This window comes from Pantoea sp. X-Soil-OKNW-713, from assembly GCF_059730685.1.
Genome location: NZ_AP035995.1, coordinates 2,589,392 through 2,606,419 on the forward strand (window position 1 = coordinate 2,589,392; position 17,028 = coordinate 2,606,419).

16 protein-coding genes are annotated in these 17,028 nt (G+C 54.5%); 9 read left to right on the forward strand and 7 right to left on the reverse strand.

Annotation, left to right across the window (positions count from 1 at the left end; translation table 11 throughout):
- Nucleotides 1–2 precede the first annotated feature (2 nt).
- Nucleotides 3–1,253, reverse strand: a complete 1,251-nt coding sequence (locus tag AC6I8R_RS12250) for a CmpA/NrtA family ABC transporter substrate-binding protein (RefSeq protein WP_497832388.1) — start codon at nucleotides 1,251–1,253, stop codon at nucleotides 3–5.
- Nucleotides 1,254–1,517: 264 nt separating this feature from the next.
- Nucleotides 1,518–2,738: a nitrate- and nitrite sensing domain-containing protein gene (locus AC6I8R_RS12255; RefSeq protein WP_497832389.1), complete on the reverse strand. Its 1,221-nt coding sequence runs from the start codon at nucleotides 2,736–2,738 to the stop codon at nucleotides 1,518–1,520.
- Nucleotides 2,739–3,231: 493 nt separating this feature from the next.
- On the opposite strand from AC6I8R_RS12255, the gene AC6I8R_RS12260 reads away from it, so the two are divergent.
- The 8 genes from AC6I8R_RS12260 to AC6I8R_RS12295 all read left to right on the forward strand — a co-directional run bounded on the left by AC6I8R_RS12260 (nucleotide 3,232) and on the right by AC6I8R_RS12295 (nucleotide 12,214).
- Entirely contained in the window at nucleotides 3,232–3,723 is a 492-nt protein-coding gene (locus tag AC6I8R_RS12260; protein WP_200864649.1) for an SH3 domain-containing protein, read from the forward strand.
- Nucleotides 3,724–3,808: 85 nt separating this feature from the next.
- Nucleotides 3,809–5,023: a type IVB secretion system protein IcmH/DotU gene (gene icmH, locus AC6I8R_RS12265; RefSeq protein WP_497832390.1), complete on the forward strand. Its 1,215-nt coding sequence runs from the start codon at nucleotides 3,809–3,811 to the stop codon at nucleotides 5,021–5,023.
- Nucleotides 5,023–7,137, forward strand: a complete 2,115-nt coding sequence (gene tssM / locus AC6I8R_RS12270) for a type VI secretion system membrane subunit TssM (protein ID WP_036625092.1) — start codon at nucleotides 5,023–5,025, stop codon at nucleotides 7,135–7,137. The genes icmH and tssM overlap by 1 nt, the downstream gene beginning before the upstream one ends.
- A gap of 13 nt (nucleotides 7,138–7,150) precedes the next feature.
- A complete protein-coding gene (gene tagF, locus AC6I8R_RS12275) occupies nucleotides 7,151–7,849 on the forward strand; it encodes a type VI secretion system-associated protein TagF (protein WP_021182929.1) in 699 nt (232 codons plus the stop codon).
- A 35-nt stretch (nucleotides 7,850–7,884) separates the two neighbouring features.
- On the forward strand, nucleotides 7,885–9,003 hold the full coding sequence (gene tagH / locus AC6I8R_RS12280; protein ID WP_021182928.1) for a type VI secretion system-associated FHA domain protein TagH: 1,119 nt from the start codon (nucleotides 7,885–7,887) through the stop codon (nucleotides 9,001–9,003).
- Nucleotides 9,000–9,776 (forward strand): PP2C family protein-serine/threonine phosphatase, encoded by a 777-nt coding sequence (locus AC6I8R_RS12285; protein ID WP_021182927.1) that lies wholly within the window; start codon nucleotides 9,000–9,002, stop codon nucleotides 9,774–9,776. The genes tagH and AC6I8R_RS12285 overlap by 4 nt, the downstream gene beginning before the upstream one ends.
- A 14-nt stretch (nucleotides 9,777–9,790) precedes the next feature.
- Nucleotides 9,791–10,741, forward strand: a complete 951-nt coding sequence (locus tag AC6I8R_RS12290) for a hypothetical protein (protein WP_021182926.1) — start codon at nucleotides 9,791–9,793, stop codon at nucleotides 10,739–10,741.
- A gap of 60 nt (nucleotides 10,742–10,801) precedes the next feature.
- Nucleotides 10,802–12,214 carry a serine/threonine protein kinase gene (locus AC6I8R_RS12295; RefSeq protein ID WP_497832391.1) on the forward strand — a complete coding sequence of 471 codons (1,413 nt, stop codon included), beginning with the start codon at nucleotides 10,802–10,804 and terminating at the stop codon, nucleotides 12,212–12,214.
- Here AC6I8R_RS12295 and AC6I8R_RS12300 read toward each other — a convergent pair.
- Together AC6I8R_RS12300 and chaB are read right to left on the reverse strand one after the other, a co-directional pair.
- Nucleotides 12,211–12,888 (reverse strand): gamma-glutamylcyclotransferase, encoded by a 678-nt coding sequence (locus AC6I8R_RS12300; protein WP_021182924.1) that lies wholly within the window; start codon nucleotides 12,886–12,888, stop codon nucleotides 12,211–12,213. The two genes, AC6I8R_RS12295 and AC6I8R_RS12300, sit on opposite strands and share 4 nt — an antisense overlap.
- 237 nt (nucleotides 12,889–13,125) lie before the next feature.
- Complete coding sequence (chaB, locus tag AC6I8R_RS12305) at nucleotides 13,126–13,356, reverse strand: putative cation transport regulator ChaB (RefSeq protein ID WP_021182922.1); 231 nt, start codon at nucleotides 13,354–13,356, stop codon at nucleotides 13,126–13,128.
- 367 nt (nucleotides 13,357–13,723) lie between these two features.
- On the opposite strand from chaB, the gene chaA reads away from it, so the two are divergent.
- A complete protein-coding gene (gene chaA / locus AC6I8R_RS12310; RefSeq protein ID WP_021182920.1) occupies nucleotides 13,724–14,815 on the forward strand; it encodes a sodium-potassium/proton antiporter ChaA in 1,092 nt (363 codons plus the stop codon).
- Nucleotides 14,816–14,935: 120 nt separating this feature from the next.
- On the opposite strand, the gene kdsA is transcribed toward chaA, so the two are convergent.
- The 3 genes from kdsA to AC6I8R_RS12325 are packed head-to-tail and all read right to left on the reverse strand — an operon-like array spanning nucleotide 14,936 to nucleotide 17,020.
- Nucleotides 14,936–15,790 carry a 3-deoxy-8-phosphooctulonate synthase gene (gene kdsA / locus AC6I8R_RS12315; protein WP_021182919.1) on the reverse strand — a complete coding sequence of 285 codons (855 nt, stop codon included), beginning with the start codon at nucleotides 15,788–15,790 and terminating at the stop codon, nucleotides 14,936–14,938.
- Between the two features lie 25 nt (nucleotides 15,791–15,815).
- Nucleotides 15,816–16,625: an invasion regulator SirB1 gene (gene sirB1 / locus AC6I8R_RS12320; protein ID WP_021182918.1), complete on the reverse strand. Its 810-nt coding sequence runs from the start codon at nucleotides 16,623–16,625 to the stop codon at nucleotides 15,816–15,818.
- Nucleotides 16,622–17,020 (reverse strand): SirB2 family protein, encoded by a 399-nt coding sequence (locus AC6I8R_RS12325; RefSeq protein ID WP_021182917.1) that lies wholly within the window; start codon nucleotides 17,018–17,020, stop codon nucleotides 16,622–16,624. The genes sirB1 and AC6I8R_RS12325 overlap by 4 nt, the downstream gene beginning before the upstream one ends.
- Nucleotides 17,021–17,028: the final 8 nt, after the last annotated feature.

A 17,028-nucleotide genomic window follows, 5' to 3' on the forward strand; every position in this document is an offset into this window, starting at 1 on the left:
TCTTAACGGTGAATGGCGAAACTGGCGGCATAAGCGGCGGGGTTGCTACCGTCCCACACTTTGCCGTCCATCAGGGTGCTGCGGCGCATGGCGTTGGCGGGCACGGTCACGTTCCCCACCGCCGCTGCCGCCTGTTGATAGATGTCGAGTCGGTTGATTTTTTGCGCCACGCCAAGGTAATCCGGGTCAGTTTTCACTAGTCCCCAGCGCTTCATCTGTGTCAGAAACCACATGCCGTCGGAGTAGTACGGGAAGCTGACTTCACCGTCGTGGAAGAAACGCATCGCATGGGCATCCTGCCATTGCTGACCGAGGCCGTTTTGGTACTGGCCGAGCATGCGTCCTTCGAGTGTTTCAGGTTTGGTGTTGATCCATGCCCGTCCGGCCAGGGTTTGCGCTGTTTCGCGCCGGTTGTCATCCGACGCATCAATCCAGCGTGCGGCTTCCAGCACCGCAGCAGTCAGGGCGCGGGCGGTGTTGGGATTCTCCGTCACCCATTGCGCGCGGGTGGCGAGGATTTTTTCCGGGTGATCCGGCCAGATTTGCTGGGAGGTGGTGGCAGTGAAGCCGATGTTGTCGCTGATGGCACGTTGGTTCCACGGTTCACCAACACAAAAACCGCTCATATTGCCGATTTTCATGTTCATCACCATCTGCGGTGGCGGCACCACGACGGTACGCACATCCTCAAAGGGATCGATACCGGCATTCGCCAGCCAGTAGTAAAGCCACATGGCGTGTGTGCTGGTGGGAAAGGTATGAGCAAAGGTGTAAGTGCCTTTGGCGCTGCCTGCGATAAAGGTTTTCAGACTGGCTGCATCCGTCACCTTCTGTTCTTTGAGCTGATTCGACAGGGTGATGGCCTGGCCGTTGTTATTCAACGTCATCAGGTTTGCCATGTCATGTTGTGGACCGGCAACGCCCAATTGCAGTCCATAGATCATGCCGTACAACGCATGGGCAGCATCCAGTTCACCAGCCGTCAGCTTATCGCGCACCGCCGCCCAGCTCGCCTCTTTGCTGGGTTGCAGACTGATACCGTATTTTTTGTCGAAGCCTTTCACCGCTGCCATCACCACCGGCGCGCAGTCGGTCAGTGGGATAAAACCAACTCGCACCGTGCTTTTCTCCGGCGCATCGCTACCTGCCGCCCAGACGGCATTGCGTAGCCCCGGCAGCAGATAACTCCCCCCTACCGCCGCACTGCCCAGCAAAAACTGCCGACGGGAAATCGAAAACCGCGTTCTGCTCATCCGCATCACCCTGAAAAAAAGGAATAAAAAAAGGCGTCCTCCCACATGCAATCGCATGGGGCCGGACGCCTTTATCCAAAGCACTCGTTCTGCCGCCGTTGGCACAACAAATGCGCAATGTCATAAAGATGTTGCAAAGGGTGTGCCAGGATGGCGGAGGGAGAATTTTCAGCTATTTATCAGCATCAGCTTCCGCGCCACCCCTTGACACGCACCGCGTTGACGCAAAATACGCACATTCTTTGTGCAGATAACTCCAATGGGTTAGACCTTCAATGTGGCGGCGACAGCGAGAATCGCCTGGGCGATCTCGAGGATGCGTTTGTTCTGGTTCATGGCGCTTTTGCGTAGTGTCTGCCAGGCATCCTGCTCGCTGTAACCATGCTGCTGCATCAGCCAGCCTTTGGCCTGATCAATGACTTTTCGTTCATCGAGTGACGCACGCATACTGGCCAGCTCATCGGCCTGCGCCTGCAAACGCTGTGCCTGTTCACGGATGAGCGACAGGACCGAGCGTCCCAGTTGTGGCGCCAGACCATTGCTGTCCAGCGTGACATCCTGCCCTGCCAGCCAGTTGGCCCCGGCGACATACAAGGTAAAACCTGCTTCATCCGCCAGCAGGGTGGCATTAGCATCGTGTTGCTGCGTTTCGGCCATTGCCCGGCGGCAGCAGCTCATTAAAGCCGCGCTCAGACCATCTTCGACCTGCTTCATACTGTCCAGACGCGCCGTGAGCAAAGAGAACCACTGCAATACGCCGTTATCACCGCAGTGCGCACCGGTACAGGCGATACGGCGCAGACGTTCGACTTCACTGCCCGCATCACTCATCCGACGCCAGCGTTGCAGATTCTGTGCATCGGCAAACTGACTGAAGGTGGCAAAACTTTGCTCCTGGGCTTCAATCAGCGCCTGAACGCGCTGCCGCTGCTCCGGGGTAAATTGCCCGGCAGCAAAGCCCGCTGAGCCGGTTGCCCGTTCCTGACCAGCCAGCTCTTTGCCCTGCATAAAGCTGAACAACGCGATCAGCGCCCGTGAGATATCCGGTTCGCTGGCGGTATCTGCCGCTTCAAACACCAGATTCAATAAGGTGCGAATGATGTGGTTGAAGGCGTCCATCGCCTGCGCATGGGACAATTGCAGGCTGCGCACCTGCGCCCGCAGCGCCGGCAGCCCTTCCAGCGCCTGCAATGCGGCGGCAATTAACAGGCAGAAACGGCTGTAGCCGGGTTGCGCATCTGCCGCCGGTAGAACCGAGAGCATGTGACACTGTCCTGATTGCACATCTTGCGCACGCGCTTCCAGCTCATCACCAAACACGCGTCCGGTTGAGCATAACCAGATATTGCTGACGCCCCTCTCGCGCTGTAACCGATGAATTAACTCACTGATAGCAGTGATCAATTCACCGGTACGCAGCAGCCGTTGCAGGCTGGCAATTTCACTGGCGCGGCTGGCATGCAGGTAATCTACAGCCTGAGTCATCGCATTCTCCTGGCATTCCCCTTTTGAGTAAAAGTCTTAGCAAAAGCCATGCCGGAACTGGATTTGCAACTGGCTGAATCAGGCACGGATATTCTGAAAGTAAGAAAATTGTTTACTGCCGCAATCTTTTTTTATGATAGAAAATAGATTAATCTTATTTACCAATTTTCTTTGGTACTAACTTGAGTCAAAAGCGGCTACGCAGCCTTAGACGCTGAATGGCAACAAATAAGTTAAATTGGCTTAACTATCCCTGAAGGTACGCTTTTTTTATCACCGGTAAACAACGCCGTTTTACCCGGTAGCACGGGATTTCCCACGGTGCAATAGTTTGAATTCTCAAAAGTCTTAGGTAGACTGACGGGAGCACTATCTTTCTGTAATCTGACTGTTTTTTTGAAGGCATTCTCACTGCATAATCTGGCCGCCTGCGCCTGATTTTCGCCGTAAAGGGCAATGCATTATGCAGTTAATCTGATGAAATTTGAGGATCATGGTGAATAAGAGTCTTGTGCTAACGCTGCTGGCGGTGCTGACTTTGGCAAGTTGCAAAGCACCACCGCCGCCAGTCACAGATGACACCCTGGTAACCAGTGAAGTGAATGGGGTTAAACTGGTTCATCGTCATGCGGTGGCAGCACCTGGCGAATTCACGCCGGTCAATCAGAGCTTCCGGGCGCTCTATGGCGCTTCAATCATGACCACGCCAGATTACAGCGGCAAAGTGGTACGCTACCTGGAGACGGGTAAAACCTTTGAAGTTCTGGGTCGTGTTGAGCATAGCTGGCTGGCGATTGCTGATGAACCCCAGGGCACGCTGATTGGCTACGTGCCGCCGAAAGCGGGCGTAGAGAGCAGCCGTTATGATGCCACCCTGCGTAGTGACCGCCCCCGTCCCCGCCGCAGCAAACAGGTCTGTGTAGACGTGGGGGGCGCCAGCAAAGCGTGCCGCACCAACGATACCGCGACCTGGATCTTAGACTGATCATGAAATCCGGCGCATATTGCCCGCAGAAGCCTTACTCTCTGCGGGCAGAGGGTTCCACTATTGCCTGGAAGAACGAGATTTAATGACTCAGGAAGCCCTGGCACGAGACGTTACCGTCGCGGGCAATGATAACCTGTTATTGACTGCCGCAGCCCCGATCCTCAATGCCGTCGTTCAGATACGGCAGGCCGCTACACACGATGACCCCGCCGGTTTACGTCAGTTGTTGATCGATGAAATTCGTCAGTTTGAACAGCGCTGTAAAATGTCCGGTTTACCTTTCGAGATGATCATTGGCGCACGCTATTGCCTGTGCAGCTTGCTGGATGAAGCGGCAGCACAGACCCCGTGGGGTACGCGCGGCGTCTGGTCAGGTAACGGTATGCTGGTGACATTCCACAACGAAAGCTGGGGCGGCGAGAAGGTGTTCCAGCTGTTATCGCGCATTTCACAAAATCCGCAGCAACATTTGTGGTTGCTGGAAGTGATCCACTACTGCCTGTTGTTAGGCTATGAAGGACGCTATCGCGGTAGCGAAAATGGCCAGGCGCAGTGCGAAATCATTCGGAAACGTTTGGCGCATCTGATTGCAGAAACCCGACCCGATACTGGCGCGGCCAGCGCCCGACTGGTTGAGGTGCATCCGCTGGTGAGCAGCTTATCTCGCCCGATGGTGCCGCTGTGGGCCTGCATCACCCTGGCAGCGCTGGTGGCGTGTCTGATTTATAGTGGTCTAAACTGGCGTCTCGGCAATGCGGCGGAACCGCTGTTACGTGCCATCTACGAAACCCCTTTACCGCAAATCACCCCAGGGCGTCGCCCAACGTCACCGCAGGCCTTGCTTGATTTGCATCAGCGTCTCAATGATGTCATCGCGGCGGGGCAACTTGAAGTGAGCGATGGGGCCTTCGGCAGCAAAGTTATCATCCCGGCTGACAAGTTGTTTATCCCTGATGGCACCGTGGTCAATCAGGTGGGACGTGCGCTACTGGCGCATGTTGCCAGTGCGATGAAAACCGTGAAGGGCACGGTGCTGGTGTCGGTTTATACCGATAACAGCCCGGTGGATGGCCGTTTTGCTTCCAGTTATGAATTCTCCTTTGCCCGCGCCCGCGCCGTCGCCCAGTTGCTCAATCCGCAACTCGCTGAGGGACATAGCGTGAAGGCGGAGGGCCGTGGCGACAGTAATCCCCTGTTGCCAAACGACAGCAATGAAAATCGCGCCCGCAATCGCCGGGTAGAAATCACCCTGTTTGCGGCACCGGAAACCCTTAGCAATCATCAGGGAGGCCAATGATGCGCGCATCACTTCAGCATTTATTAACGCACCGTCTGCTGTGGAGTTTTATTGGCATCACTGCACTGAGCTGCGTGTTGTGGATTCTCGGCCCACTGTGGAGCTGGGGCGATACCCGACCACTCGAACCCTTATTGCCACGGCAACTGGTAGTGGGATTGCTCTACTTCTGTTGGGTGCTGTTCCAGTTTATCCCTGCCATCTGGCGCGCCTGGTTTAACAGCAAACTGTTGACCCGCTTGCAGCAAGTCAGCAGTGAGGAGCTTTCCGATCGCCAGATGACGGAGACGCTGCTGACTCAACGCTTTAGCGAAGCAGCCCAACGGTTGAAACGCACCCAATTTGGCCGCCGTCAGCGGCAAGGCTGGTTGGCGCGCTTCCAGAGTCACTATCTCTATCAGCTACCGTGGTACGTCATTATTGGCGCGCCTGGTGCCGGAAAAACCACCGCGTTGCTCAATGCCGGACTGGAATTTCCCCTTACCGACAGCCTCGGCAATGCCGCTGTGCGCGGGGTTGGTGGTACACGTCATTGTGACTGGTGGTTTACTGACAGTGCAGTGCTGATTGATACCGCTGGCCGATATGCGTTGCAGGAAAGCCAACGGGCACGCGATGCCAGCGAATGGCATAACTTCATCCAGTTGTTGAAGCGTTACCGTACCCGGCAACCCATCAATGGCGTGATCATGACCATCAGCGTGGCCGATCTGCTGACCGACTCCGCCGAAGCACGCCACGCGCAGGCCACCGCGTTACGCCAGCGGATGGTGGAATTGCACCAGCAAACCGGCATCCACTTTCCGGTCTACGTGATGGTGACGAAAACCGATCTGTTGAAAGGTTTTATGAGTTTCTATGGTGGCCTGAATAAACAGCAACGCGATGCTATCTGGGGTTTTACCTTTCCCTGGGAACCGGGTAAACCACACAAGGATGACTGGCACCGCAGCTTCAGCCAACAATATCATCTGCTCGAACAGCGCCTGCATCAGCAGCTGGCAGGTGTGATGGCGCAGGATCGTGACCTGACCCAGCGCGCCGATAGCTTCCTGTTTCCACAGGAATTCAGCTCATTGCGACCCTTGCTGAACGAGTACCTTGATGTGGTATTTTCCGGCCATCAGGACGCCGTGGCCTGGTCGGCACGCGGCCTGTTTTTCACCAGCGGCACCCAGGAAGGCTTGCCTTTTGATCGCATCATGGGCGAGCTAAACCGCAAACTTCAGTTGCCGCAAGCAGGCCAGCACACCATCGCCGCCTGGGATAGCGTCAATCGCAGCAGCCCCATCCCTGGCACGCGTGGGCAAAGCTTTTTTATCCGCAACCTGTTGAGCGATTTAGTGTTTCGTGAGAGCGGTCTGGCAGGCAGCAACCGTCACTGGGAGTACCGCAATCGCTTGTTCCACTGGATTGGCTATGGCGTGCTGACCGGCGCTTTGCTGCTGCTTTCCTGCCTGTGGCTCGCCAGCTATCTCCAGAATCAGCGCTATCTTGATCAGGTCGCCGCACGTATCGCACCGATCACCCAGCAGAGCCAGCAAGTTATTCATCAGCCTGCGGATAATATTTTTGATCTGCTACCCTTCTTAAATAATCTGGTGAAGTTGCCGCTTTCGGATCGCTTTTCCCTCGATAATCCTCCGCTTACCATGCGTGTCGGCTTGTATCGCGGTAATCAGGTAAGCGATGCAGCCTGGGTGCTTTATCAAAACGCCCTTAAGTCTTTATTACTGCCGCGCGTGGCCCAGCAGATCACCAATCTGCTGCGCGACGATCCCGGTACTGATAATGAATACAGCCGTAATGCGCTCCGGGCCTATCAGATGTTGTATCAGCCACGCAATTATGATGGCGAGTTTTTGCGTGGCTGGCTGATGCAAAATCTGCAACGCACCCTGCCGGATAACGTCAGTGCACGCGATTTACAGCAGCTGGACTGGCACCTCAGTCAATTGCTGGATCAGCAGATTCAGTCTTCGCCTTATGCCCGCGACAACGCACTGATGATGCGTAAGCTTGCGGAAAATCTGAAAAATGCCGGTCAGAACGGCAATACGCTGACGCTCGCACCGTTAAACGCTGCACAGCGATTGACCGGACACAGTGAGTAATGGTGAGGTAATGATGGCGACACATACCGCCCCTGGCTGGTACGGGAAGTTGCCGACAACCGGTGATTTCCTGCGCCAGCGACTCAGTGAGAATAGCGTGACATCCTGGAGCCATTGGTTTCAGCAAGGTTTACTGCATTGGCATCAGCAGGAGAATGCCACGACCCAGCACTTTCTGGCGGCACCGGTGTGGAATTTTGTTTTACCGATTTCACCGCTGCGCCCCCAGGTACAAATGGGTTGCCTGCTGCCCTCCTGTGACCGTGTCGGGCGCGCCTGGCCGTTGCTGGCGTTGCGCAGTTTTCCCGTGAGCCAGTGGCATCCTGCGCAACTGGCGCTCTCTGGCGACTGGTTTCAGGAATTGGGGATGACGTTGTTGCGTGCAGTGCGGGATGCCCAGACCGCAGACATGCTGGAGCTGGCTATACAACAGATGTCACCGTTGCTGGTCCCGGAAAAACGTCGTACCGACATCATGGACGTGATTGGTTTCGCTGACCTGCCCAGCTCGTTAAGCTGGCGTGAGGTGGCCGACCATTTTGATCCCCACGAGCATATCAGCTACTGGTGGAGTAACCGCAGTGACGGTTTTGCACACGCCACACATAAACACAGTGGCCCGCTCACCGCGCAGCTTTTTGCATTATTGTTTAACCCGGCGTCAGGTGCGCAGCCGGGACGTAACGGTCTCTATCCGCCCATGTTCGAATAGACCGCGACGTTTGCCCTCTGTAAACGGGAAGACTCATGGAATTTACCATTGTGCAGTGCAATACGGATGTGCCGGCAAAAACGGTGGCCTTTAAGCCGCCAGGCGGCACCATCGGCCGTAGTCAGGATAATGATCTGGTGCTGCCGGATGAATCGCGGGCCATTTCTCGCCTACAGGCACTGGTACATCTGTCGCCCGAAGGCGAATGCCGTTTGACCAACCAGGGCAGCGTCACCTCAGTGGTGCTGAATGGCGTGCCATTGCCACGCGGTGCGCAGGCGTCATTGCAACATGGTGATGCGTTAACGATTGGAGAATACGGGCTGGAGGTACGCGACCCGGCACGCACCACGGCGCAAAAAGACGATCCACTGGCGTTTTTTTCCCCGGCAGAAAGTGACCCGCTTGGCATGTTGGAAAGCATCCAGCATGTCATCCCTGAACCCGCAGCGCCGCGCCCTGAACGTCATAATGATGCACGCCTGGCGATCGACCCACAGGAGAGTTCACCAGCCCTGCCCACGGTGCTGCCCGGTACGGACCAGGATAAGCTGATTATCGCGTTGCTGGAAGGAATGGGCCTGAACAACGGCCATCAAACGCCCATGAACGAAGAACAGATGCGCATCACCGGACGGATGCTGAGTCTGTTTTCGCAGGGCACAGTCGCGCTTCTCTCCTCGCGATCGATTCTGAAACGCGGTGTCAAAGCCGATATGACGATGATCCTCAACGAGGCCAATAACCCGTTCAAAATTCTTCCTTCTGGCAAAACGGTGCTGATGCAGATGTACCAAAGCCAGATGCCGGGCTTTATGCCGCCGGAAACTGCCGTGCGTGATGCCCTGGTGGATTTACAGGCCCATCAATTAGGGATGATTGCCGGTATTCGCGCCATCATCGCGGCGATGCTGCAATCATTTAATCCCCAGCGGCTGGAAGATCAGGCACGGCAAGATGGCGTCATGCCAAAAATGCCGTTTGCGAATACACGTAAGGCCGCGCTATGGGACCATTTTTCCCGTCATTATCAACGCACTGCTGGCGAGATTGAGGATGACTTCCACACCCTGTTCGGTGAAGCCTTTCTGCACGCCTACGATATGGAAGTCAACCAATACAAAGATTCACAGACGCGGACGGAAGACTCATGAAGATGATGTTTGCCAGCCGCTGCCAGCAAGGTATGCGCGATGAAAATCAGGATCGTACCGGTGCGCAACTGGACGATCGCAAGGCCTGTTTTGTGGTGTGTGATGGCGTGGCGGGCCTGCCGGGCGGAGATCGGGCGGCACAACTGGTACGTGATACCCTGCTCGACGCAGTACAACAAGATGCGGCCTTCACACCTGCGGTGACGGCGGAGGCAATCAAACTTTGCCAGCGCGTGCTGCTGGAGGAGCAGGGAAAGAATCCGAATTTTTCCCGCATGAGCACCACGCTGGCCGCGCTATTTATTGATCGGGAAAAACAACGGGCATGGTGGGCGCACGCCGGTGATAGCCGGGTTTATCACTTTCGCCACGGTTCTCTTTTTCAGGTAACACGCGATCATAGCCTGGCCCAACAATTGCGTGAGGCTGGCTATGAAAATACCGGCATTAACAGTAATTTACTCTATAATGCGCTCGGCGTTGAACCGGCGCGTCCGGCCACTTTTAGCGAGGTAATTGCGCTGGAAGATGGCGATGCCTTTCTGGTCTGTACCGACGGATTCTGGCTCAACCTGACGACTGACGAAATGGAACAGGCCCTGCGCATGGTTAATGCCTGCGAAGAGTGGCTGGCATTGATGGAACAAGCCGTTAACCGCAGCGTAAAAAGCGACAATCTGAGCGCTCTGGCGATCTGGATTGGTGAGCCACAGGAAGCAACGCTGCTTTATTCCCAGGCCGATGCGGCACGTTTTCTGCCGTCACGTTATTGATTCCAAGGATTCATATGAAATTGTGGTTGTCGGGCTTAGCGACGCTGCTGCTGGCCCTGAATGCACAGGCTGAAGATTATCGGGTGGTGTACTCCCCGAGCCTCGCGCTGGAAGTGTATATCGATGACGTGGCAAGTAACGCCCCAAACGACTGGTGTAAAGAGACACTGCCGCTGCGTATTGTCTCCGGCAAAGGTACCGACTCCAGCGTGCTCACCAGCTTTTTGCCGCGTGTCGGCACGCTGCTGGCGAATCAGTGCGGCACACTGGATGTGATTCCCTGGCAGATGACCGACAAAGATGGCAACGTGCTGGCTAACGGCAGCGCCACCAAATTACAGAACTGGCGGCCTATTGTGCTGAATGATGCCACCGCCAATGCCAGCGCCAACAATGCTGCTCCTCTCGATTTATCACGCCCGGCAGACAGCAGCCCACTGCAACAATTTGCCTTGCCGGGTGGCTGTCATTTCCGCACCTGGTGGGATGATAAAGGCGCATCGCTGTTTATCCCTGAAATGACGCAGCAGCATTGCTCGTCTGAAGGTTGGCTGGAAGGCAGCAGCGAGCTGACCCAGGTGATCAACGGTCAGCCGCAGCAGTTGGCGGTCAATTTTTACCAGGGTTATCCGATCGCCAATCTCAATGTCAGCGGCCCACCGTTGCAGGTGATCGCCGTCAATAACCAACGCATGATCGTGACGCGCCCGGATGCTGCCGACAGCTGGCTGGTGCTGCCCTTCGATGCCAAACAGCACCTCTGGCGTTTCAACGGAACGCTGTTGGTCAAAATGGACAAGACCACGGGACAGGATGCCGATGTGGTTAAAAAACGCGTTGAAACTTTACGTGGCGTCTGGTCGCCGCAGTTTATGCCACAGCAAAAAGTGACTGTGTTACTGATTGACACCCTGCATGCGGATCTCGCAGATCCTGCCATTGGTGCCTGGCGTAACATTAATTAATAGCGGCCGTTGCCCGTGTATTTCCCGGGCGGGCTACAGGACGTGTTCAGAGAGTTCACTATGTCGGCAAACGATAATCTAAAGATACCCAACGCCCTGCCTGCGGGTTACCGGTTCAATGAGTTCGAAATCAAAGATGTGATTGGCGGCGGTGGTTTTGGCATTGTCTACCGCGCCTGGGATCATCAACTGGAGCGAACCATCGCCATTAAAGAATATATGCCGGTGTCGCTGGCAGTGCGCGCTGCCGATCTGTCGCTGGAACTGCGTGGCGAACGTTTTCAAAAATTGTTCAACGCCGGTCGCAACAGTTTTATTCAGGAAGCCCGCCTGCTGGCGCGCTTTAATCATCCTGGCCTGCTACACGTTCTGCGTTTTTGGGAAGAAAATGGCACTGCCTATATGGGCACGCTCTACTACAGCGGGATGACGCTTAAAGAGTGGCAAGTCACCAGCCCGGAAAGCATCGATGAAGCCTGGATACGCCGACTGTTACCACCGCTGTTTGGCGCGATCAATACCATTCATCAGGCGGGTTATCTGCATCGCGATATCTCCCTGGACAACATCCAGATTCAGGAAAATCAGCTGCCGGTGCTGCTCGATTTCGGCTCCGCGCGCAAGGAGATTGGTAACCTTTCCGACGAAACCGAAATCATGCTGAAGCCGGGCTTCGCACCGATCGAGCAATACAGTGAAGAAGGTGAAGGCGAACAAGGTCCCTGGACGGATATCTATGCGCTGGGCGCGGTGTTGCACAATCTGATCACCGGCTATGCCCCCCCGGTTTCCGTGGTACGCTGCATTGAAGACAACTATCAGCCGCTGGTTGAACGTAAACCTGAAGGTTATTCGTTGCCACTGCTGCATGCGATTGATTGTGCGCTGGCGATGAAGCCAGCAGATCGGCCACAGACCATTGATGCGTTTGCCAGCCTGATCGATCTGCCGGTGAGCGATGTGGAAGCCTTGGTTACCCAGATTACCCCGGTTAACGACACGCCCATCGAGCCAGAAGTACCGATTAGCTTACCCGAACCACAGGTAATGGCCGTTAACCACGCGGCTGCGGTTATTGAACCGGTCACCCCGCGCAATGTACGTCGTTTGTCACCCGGTCTGTTGGCCGTCGCTGCGGTGGCTATTCTGGCGGTGATCGTTGCCGTGTGGAAGGTCAACCATCGTAGCGCTGAACCAGAAATAGCCGCATCAAATGCCGCAGCCTCCGCTGACGCCAGCAAATCTGCCAGCAGTACGCCGGTGTTGGCAACCCTTTATCTGCGGTTGCAGGACGGGGAAAATATTGTGGTGAATGGTAAAGCGCAGAATGTGAAACCCGCCAGTAACGGCTTTGCGTCATTGAGTCTGGCGGCAGGTCAGTATCATATTGAAGTGCACAACGGTAGCCAGGTTCACAGTCAGTCACTGACGATTGATAAACCTGGTACCTGGCTGATTAATCCCGGTAATTAAGAGGATACCCGCGCTGTGCACTGTTGCAGCGCTCTGACCTGGGTAGCCAGAACCGTCAGGCCCTCTTCCTGCATGCCGCGTTTTGCCAGCTCCTGCTCCAGCGAGAACAGATATTGCGCATTGGTGCCCAGCGGACCGCTGGCCTGGGCAATTAATGGCGCAATGGTGCCCGGACAGGAGTCTGCTTCAAACAGCGGATGACGCGGGTCCATAATAAATACCAGCGCCGACACCCTGCGATCATCATCCAGCTTCAGTTCGCACCAGGTAGGCAGATAGCAACCGGTGATCATTTCCCGCTTCCACAGCAATTCCAGCTCGTCATGCAGACGCGCTTCGGGCAGACGAAACGCCAGGCCGCTGGTGCTGCCACCCTCTTTCAACGCGAGCATACGTCCGGGATGCGTTGCCGTGCCACGCCCGGCAATTAACCGCAGGCAGAATGCCCGGTGCCAGCCATCAAGTTGACCAGAAGCGACTTCTTCCGCCTCAAACACCGGGTTCCACATCAGCGAGCCATAACCAAAAATCCATACCGGACTGTGGTCAGGACGGCAGGCAAGCGTAGCGGCAAGCGAAGCAGCTCGCTGTTCGCAACTCCACAGCAACGTCTCTTCGATATCACCGAATGAGGTTTTACAATCTGCTTTTAATAAGAATTCCCGGGTTAGCAATGCGACCTCCTCAACTGCCCTGACATCCAGTCGGTTTAGCTCCTGAGATACTGATTTCATCACAGCGGATGCTGATGCACCGCCTTATCAGAAGACATTAATGCATTTGTCACAATTTTTTCAAGGTTGATGCCGATCACAAAGGGTAAATTGCCCGTAAATAGCATCGGCTGCCTGGCATGAAACTTGACCGGGGGAGACAGGAAGTGTGAAGCGGGCCGCAATGGCCCGCAGGGATCAGTGTTTAGGGTGCCACTTGTTATCGTCGCCTTTTTGATAATCTTTTTTGACCGCAGCCCAGGCAACTTTGTGGGCCACTTTTTCGCGCGAGTCGTTACCGAAGCGATCATCCTCATCACGGTATTCATCCCAGGCGCTGTTAAATGCTTTCTGGTAGATTTTTTGCGCATGCGCCGGTAGTACGTGGCGTACACTGTCAGGTAGTTCATGTGTTGATGAGTAAGGCATACATCCTCCTTTTCTAACCACAGGGTAAGTCTGGAACAGATAGTAAAAAACGCAAATCATCACTTTTATCGTGTTAAGTGAATTAAAAGTTCAGAACCAGCATTTACTCAAACCAAAACGTGAAAAAAACGCCTTTTCTCCAGAATAAGATGAGAATCAGCAATGATTAACGTGATGAAAATAATGATATGAAGAGAAATAACCAGGTTTTTTAGTGATGAGATTTATTTTTTCTTCTAAAGTAAATAATCGTAAAAACCCGGCACCAGGCGTGATGAAAAGTTACACTGCGCAACGCTGTAAAAGTAAGTATATTTATCAGGCACTGACTGCCTGATTTTATTCTTTTTTTCGGAGAGGATGGCGAATGGCTGTACATGAGAAAACCCGTCACACTGAATATTCCCTGATTTTCCCCATCGTCGCACTGGGCGTACTGAGTTTTTTTGGTGCACAAACCAGCCTGCCAGTGGTGATTGGCATTAATTTGCTGGCCCTGGTGGCCATTCTGAGTAGTGCGTTCAGCGTGGTACGCCATGCCGATGTGCTGGCGCATCGACTGGGTGAGCCTTATGGTTCGCTGATACTCAGCCTTTCCGTGGTGATCCTTGAGGTCAGCCTGATATCGGCGCTGATGGCAACCGGCGACGCCGCTCCCGCATTGATGCGTGATACCCTGTATTCGATCATTATGATTGTTACCGCCGGGCTGGTGGGATTTGCCCTGCTGCTGGGTGGACGCAAATTCGCAACGCAATACGTCAATCTGGTGGGGGTGAAGCAATATCTGATCGCCATTTTCCCACTCGCCATCCTGGTGCTGGTGTTCCCGAATGCGTTGCCCGGCGGTAATTTTTCAACCGCACAGGCTTTGCTGATTGCGGCGATTTCTGCCGCAATGTATGGCGTGTTTCTGTTGATTCAGACCAAAACGCATCAAAACCTGTTTGTCTACGAACACGAGGATGAGAGCGATGATGGCGACCCGCACCACGGAAAACCTTCAGCGCACAGCTCGTTATGGCATACCGCCTGGCTGATTGTGCATCTGATTGCGGTTATCAGCGTAACCAAGATGAATGCCAACACGCTGGAGCATCTGTTAACCGAATTAAACGCACCGCAGCAGTTTACTGGCTTTCTTGTGGCGTTGCTGATCCTGTCACCGGAAGGATTGGGGGCGATTAAAGCGGTGCTGATGAACCAGGTGCAGCGTGCGATGAACCTGTTTTTCGGTTCAGTACTGGCCACCATTTCACTGACCGTACCGGCGGTGACCATTATAGCCACGCTGACCGGGCAGCAACTGGTGTTCGGTCTGGAACCACCGCATATGGTGGTGATGAGTGCGGTGCTGATCCTGTGCCATATTTCATTTTCCACCGGACGAACCAATGTGTTGAATGGCGCGGCGCACCTGGCGTTGTTTGTCGGCTATTTGATGACGATTATGCTGTAGCGGTGCGATTCATCGCACGCCTTTAACGCTATCGGTAATACCTGCGCGATAAATCCCGCCGCTACGGATAGCAAGCCAATAAAAAAGGCGTCTTTCGACGCCTTTTTACCAACCAACGATTTAGTTGCTGGTATCCAGTTCCGGGAAGCTTTTCACCAGGTCATCAATCGCTTTCATCTGTACCAGGAACGGCTCCAGTTTGTCGAGCGGCAGTGCAGACGGGCCATCACATTTGGCGCTGTTTGGCTCCGGGTGGGCTTCGATAAACAGACCAGCAATGCCGACCGCCATACCGGCACGCGCCAGTTCACCCACCTGCGCACGGCGACCGCCTGAGGCAGCACCAAACGGATCACGAGTTTGCAGCGCATGAGTCACGTCGAAAATCACCGGGCAGTTATTGGTGACTTTCTTCATCACGTTAAAGCCCAGCATATCCACGACCAGGTTGTCATAACCGAAGTTGCTACCACGGTCACACAGGATCACTTTATCGTTACCGCCCTCGGCGAATTTATCGACAATGTTACCCATCTGACCCGGGCTGACGAACTGGGGTTTTTTCACGTTAATGACTGCGCCCGTTTTCGCCATCGCTTCAACCAGGTCAGTCTGACGTGCAAGGAAGGCCGGCAGCTGAATGACATCTACCACTTCAGCCACAGGCTGTGCCTGCGCCGGTTCGTGGACGTCAGTAATGATTTTCACGCCGAAGGCTTGCTTCAGCTCCTGGAAAATCTTCATCCCCTCTTCCAGGCCCGGACCACGGTAAGAGTGGATGGAGGAACGGTTGGCTTTGTCAAAAGAGGCTTTGAACACGTAGGGGATACCGAGTTTGTCGGTCACGGTTACGTAATGTTCGCAGATACGCATGGCGAGGTCGCGCGACTCCAGCACGTTCATGCCGCCAAAGAGAACAAATGGCAGATCGTTTGCGACCTTGATATCACCAATACTGACTACTTTCTGTGTCATGCCCTTTCCTTTTTCAGAGGTACGCTTAGTGCAGCGTGACCTGTTTTTGTTCAATTGCGTGGATCTGCACTTTAATCATTTCGCTAACCGGGTCTTCCGGACACTGTTCAACGAAGTAGGTAAGATCGTTTAGCGCGATATGTTCGCACTCCAGTTGCGCGTAAATCAAACCACGGTCGCGAATTTCGTAGGGGTCATCCGGATCGATTTGTAACAGCACCTGGCTAACATTTAACGCCAGCTCCATCTTTTTCTCGTCCATCAGCGCCGCTTTCAGCGTGTCCAGCATCTTACGCATTACGCTGACCGTTTTCGCTTCATCGAGATCGTCCTGATAGAGCTTAGCCGTCGGGCTGATATTGCCCTTCAGCCAGACTTCCAGCGTGTGGGTATCGAGGGTTTCACCGTTAAACGGGTTAATCAGCCACATCTCACCATCCAGCCAGTCGGCCCGCAGAATCATCTGGGTCGGGAAGATGACCGGCATCAGCGGCAACTCCAGCTCTTCGGCAATGTGCAGCAGGATCACGCCCAGTGACACCGCAGTGCCCTGGCGGCTTTTCAACACCTTATCGATCCATAAGGCATCGGATAAATTGTAGACGCCACTGGCACCGCCAAAACCCCACTGGCGGTAGAACAGTTCCAGCAACTTCTCCAGTTGCAGGTCAGCATCACTGGCACTGCTGACATACGCACGCGCTTCCGCCACTAACGCTGCCAGCTGTTGCTCTACGGATTGAGCAGAAAAATCTTCGCGGATGGCACAGGTTGCACCAATAACCGCTTCACATAACGGTGTTTGACTGTAATCGAGTTGCTCTGGCGAGGTCATACTATCCCCAATAACGGCATTTTGGTCATCGCCAGCTTAATCACTACCAGTAACGCAACGATCGCGACCAGGCAGGCAATCCAGCGGGTGCTCATCTTTCGCGGGCGACGACTCAAGGCCACGGAACCTAAGGCGATGTAGATAATAACCCCTAACAGCTTCTCAGTCAGCCAGCTTCCTTGTGGTGTGAACGGGTAAAAGTGCGTAATTACGACCAGCAGCACACCACTCAGCAACAAAAACGTGTCGTTGATGTGCGGAGCAATGCGCACCCAGCGGCGATCGAGCTGTGCTGAGCCGGTGCATTTCCAGTAAAAACGCACCAGAAACAGGCTGACAGTAATCAGCACTGTAAGCAGATGAAAATGTTTAATCAGCGGATACCAGCTAGCCATCTTGCTTC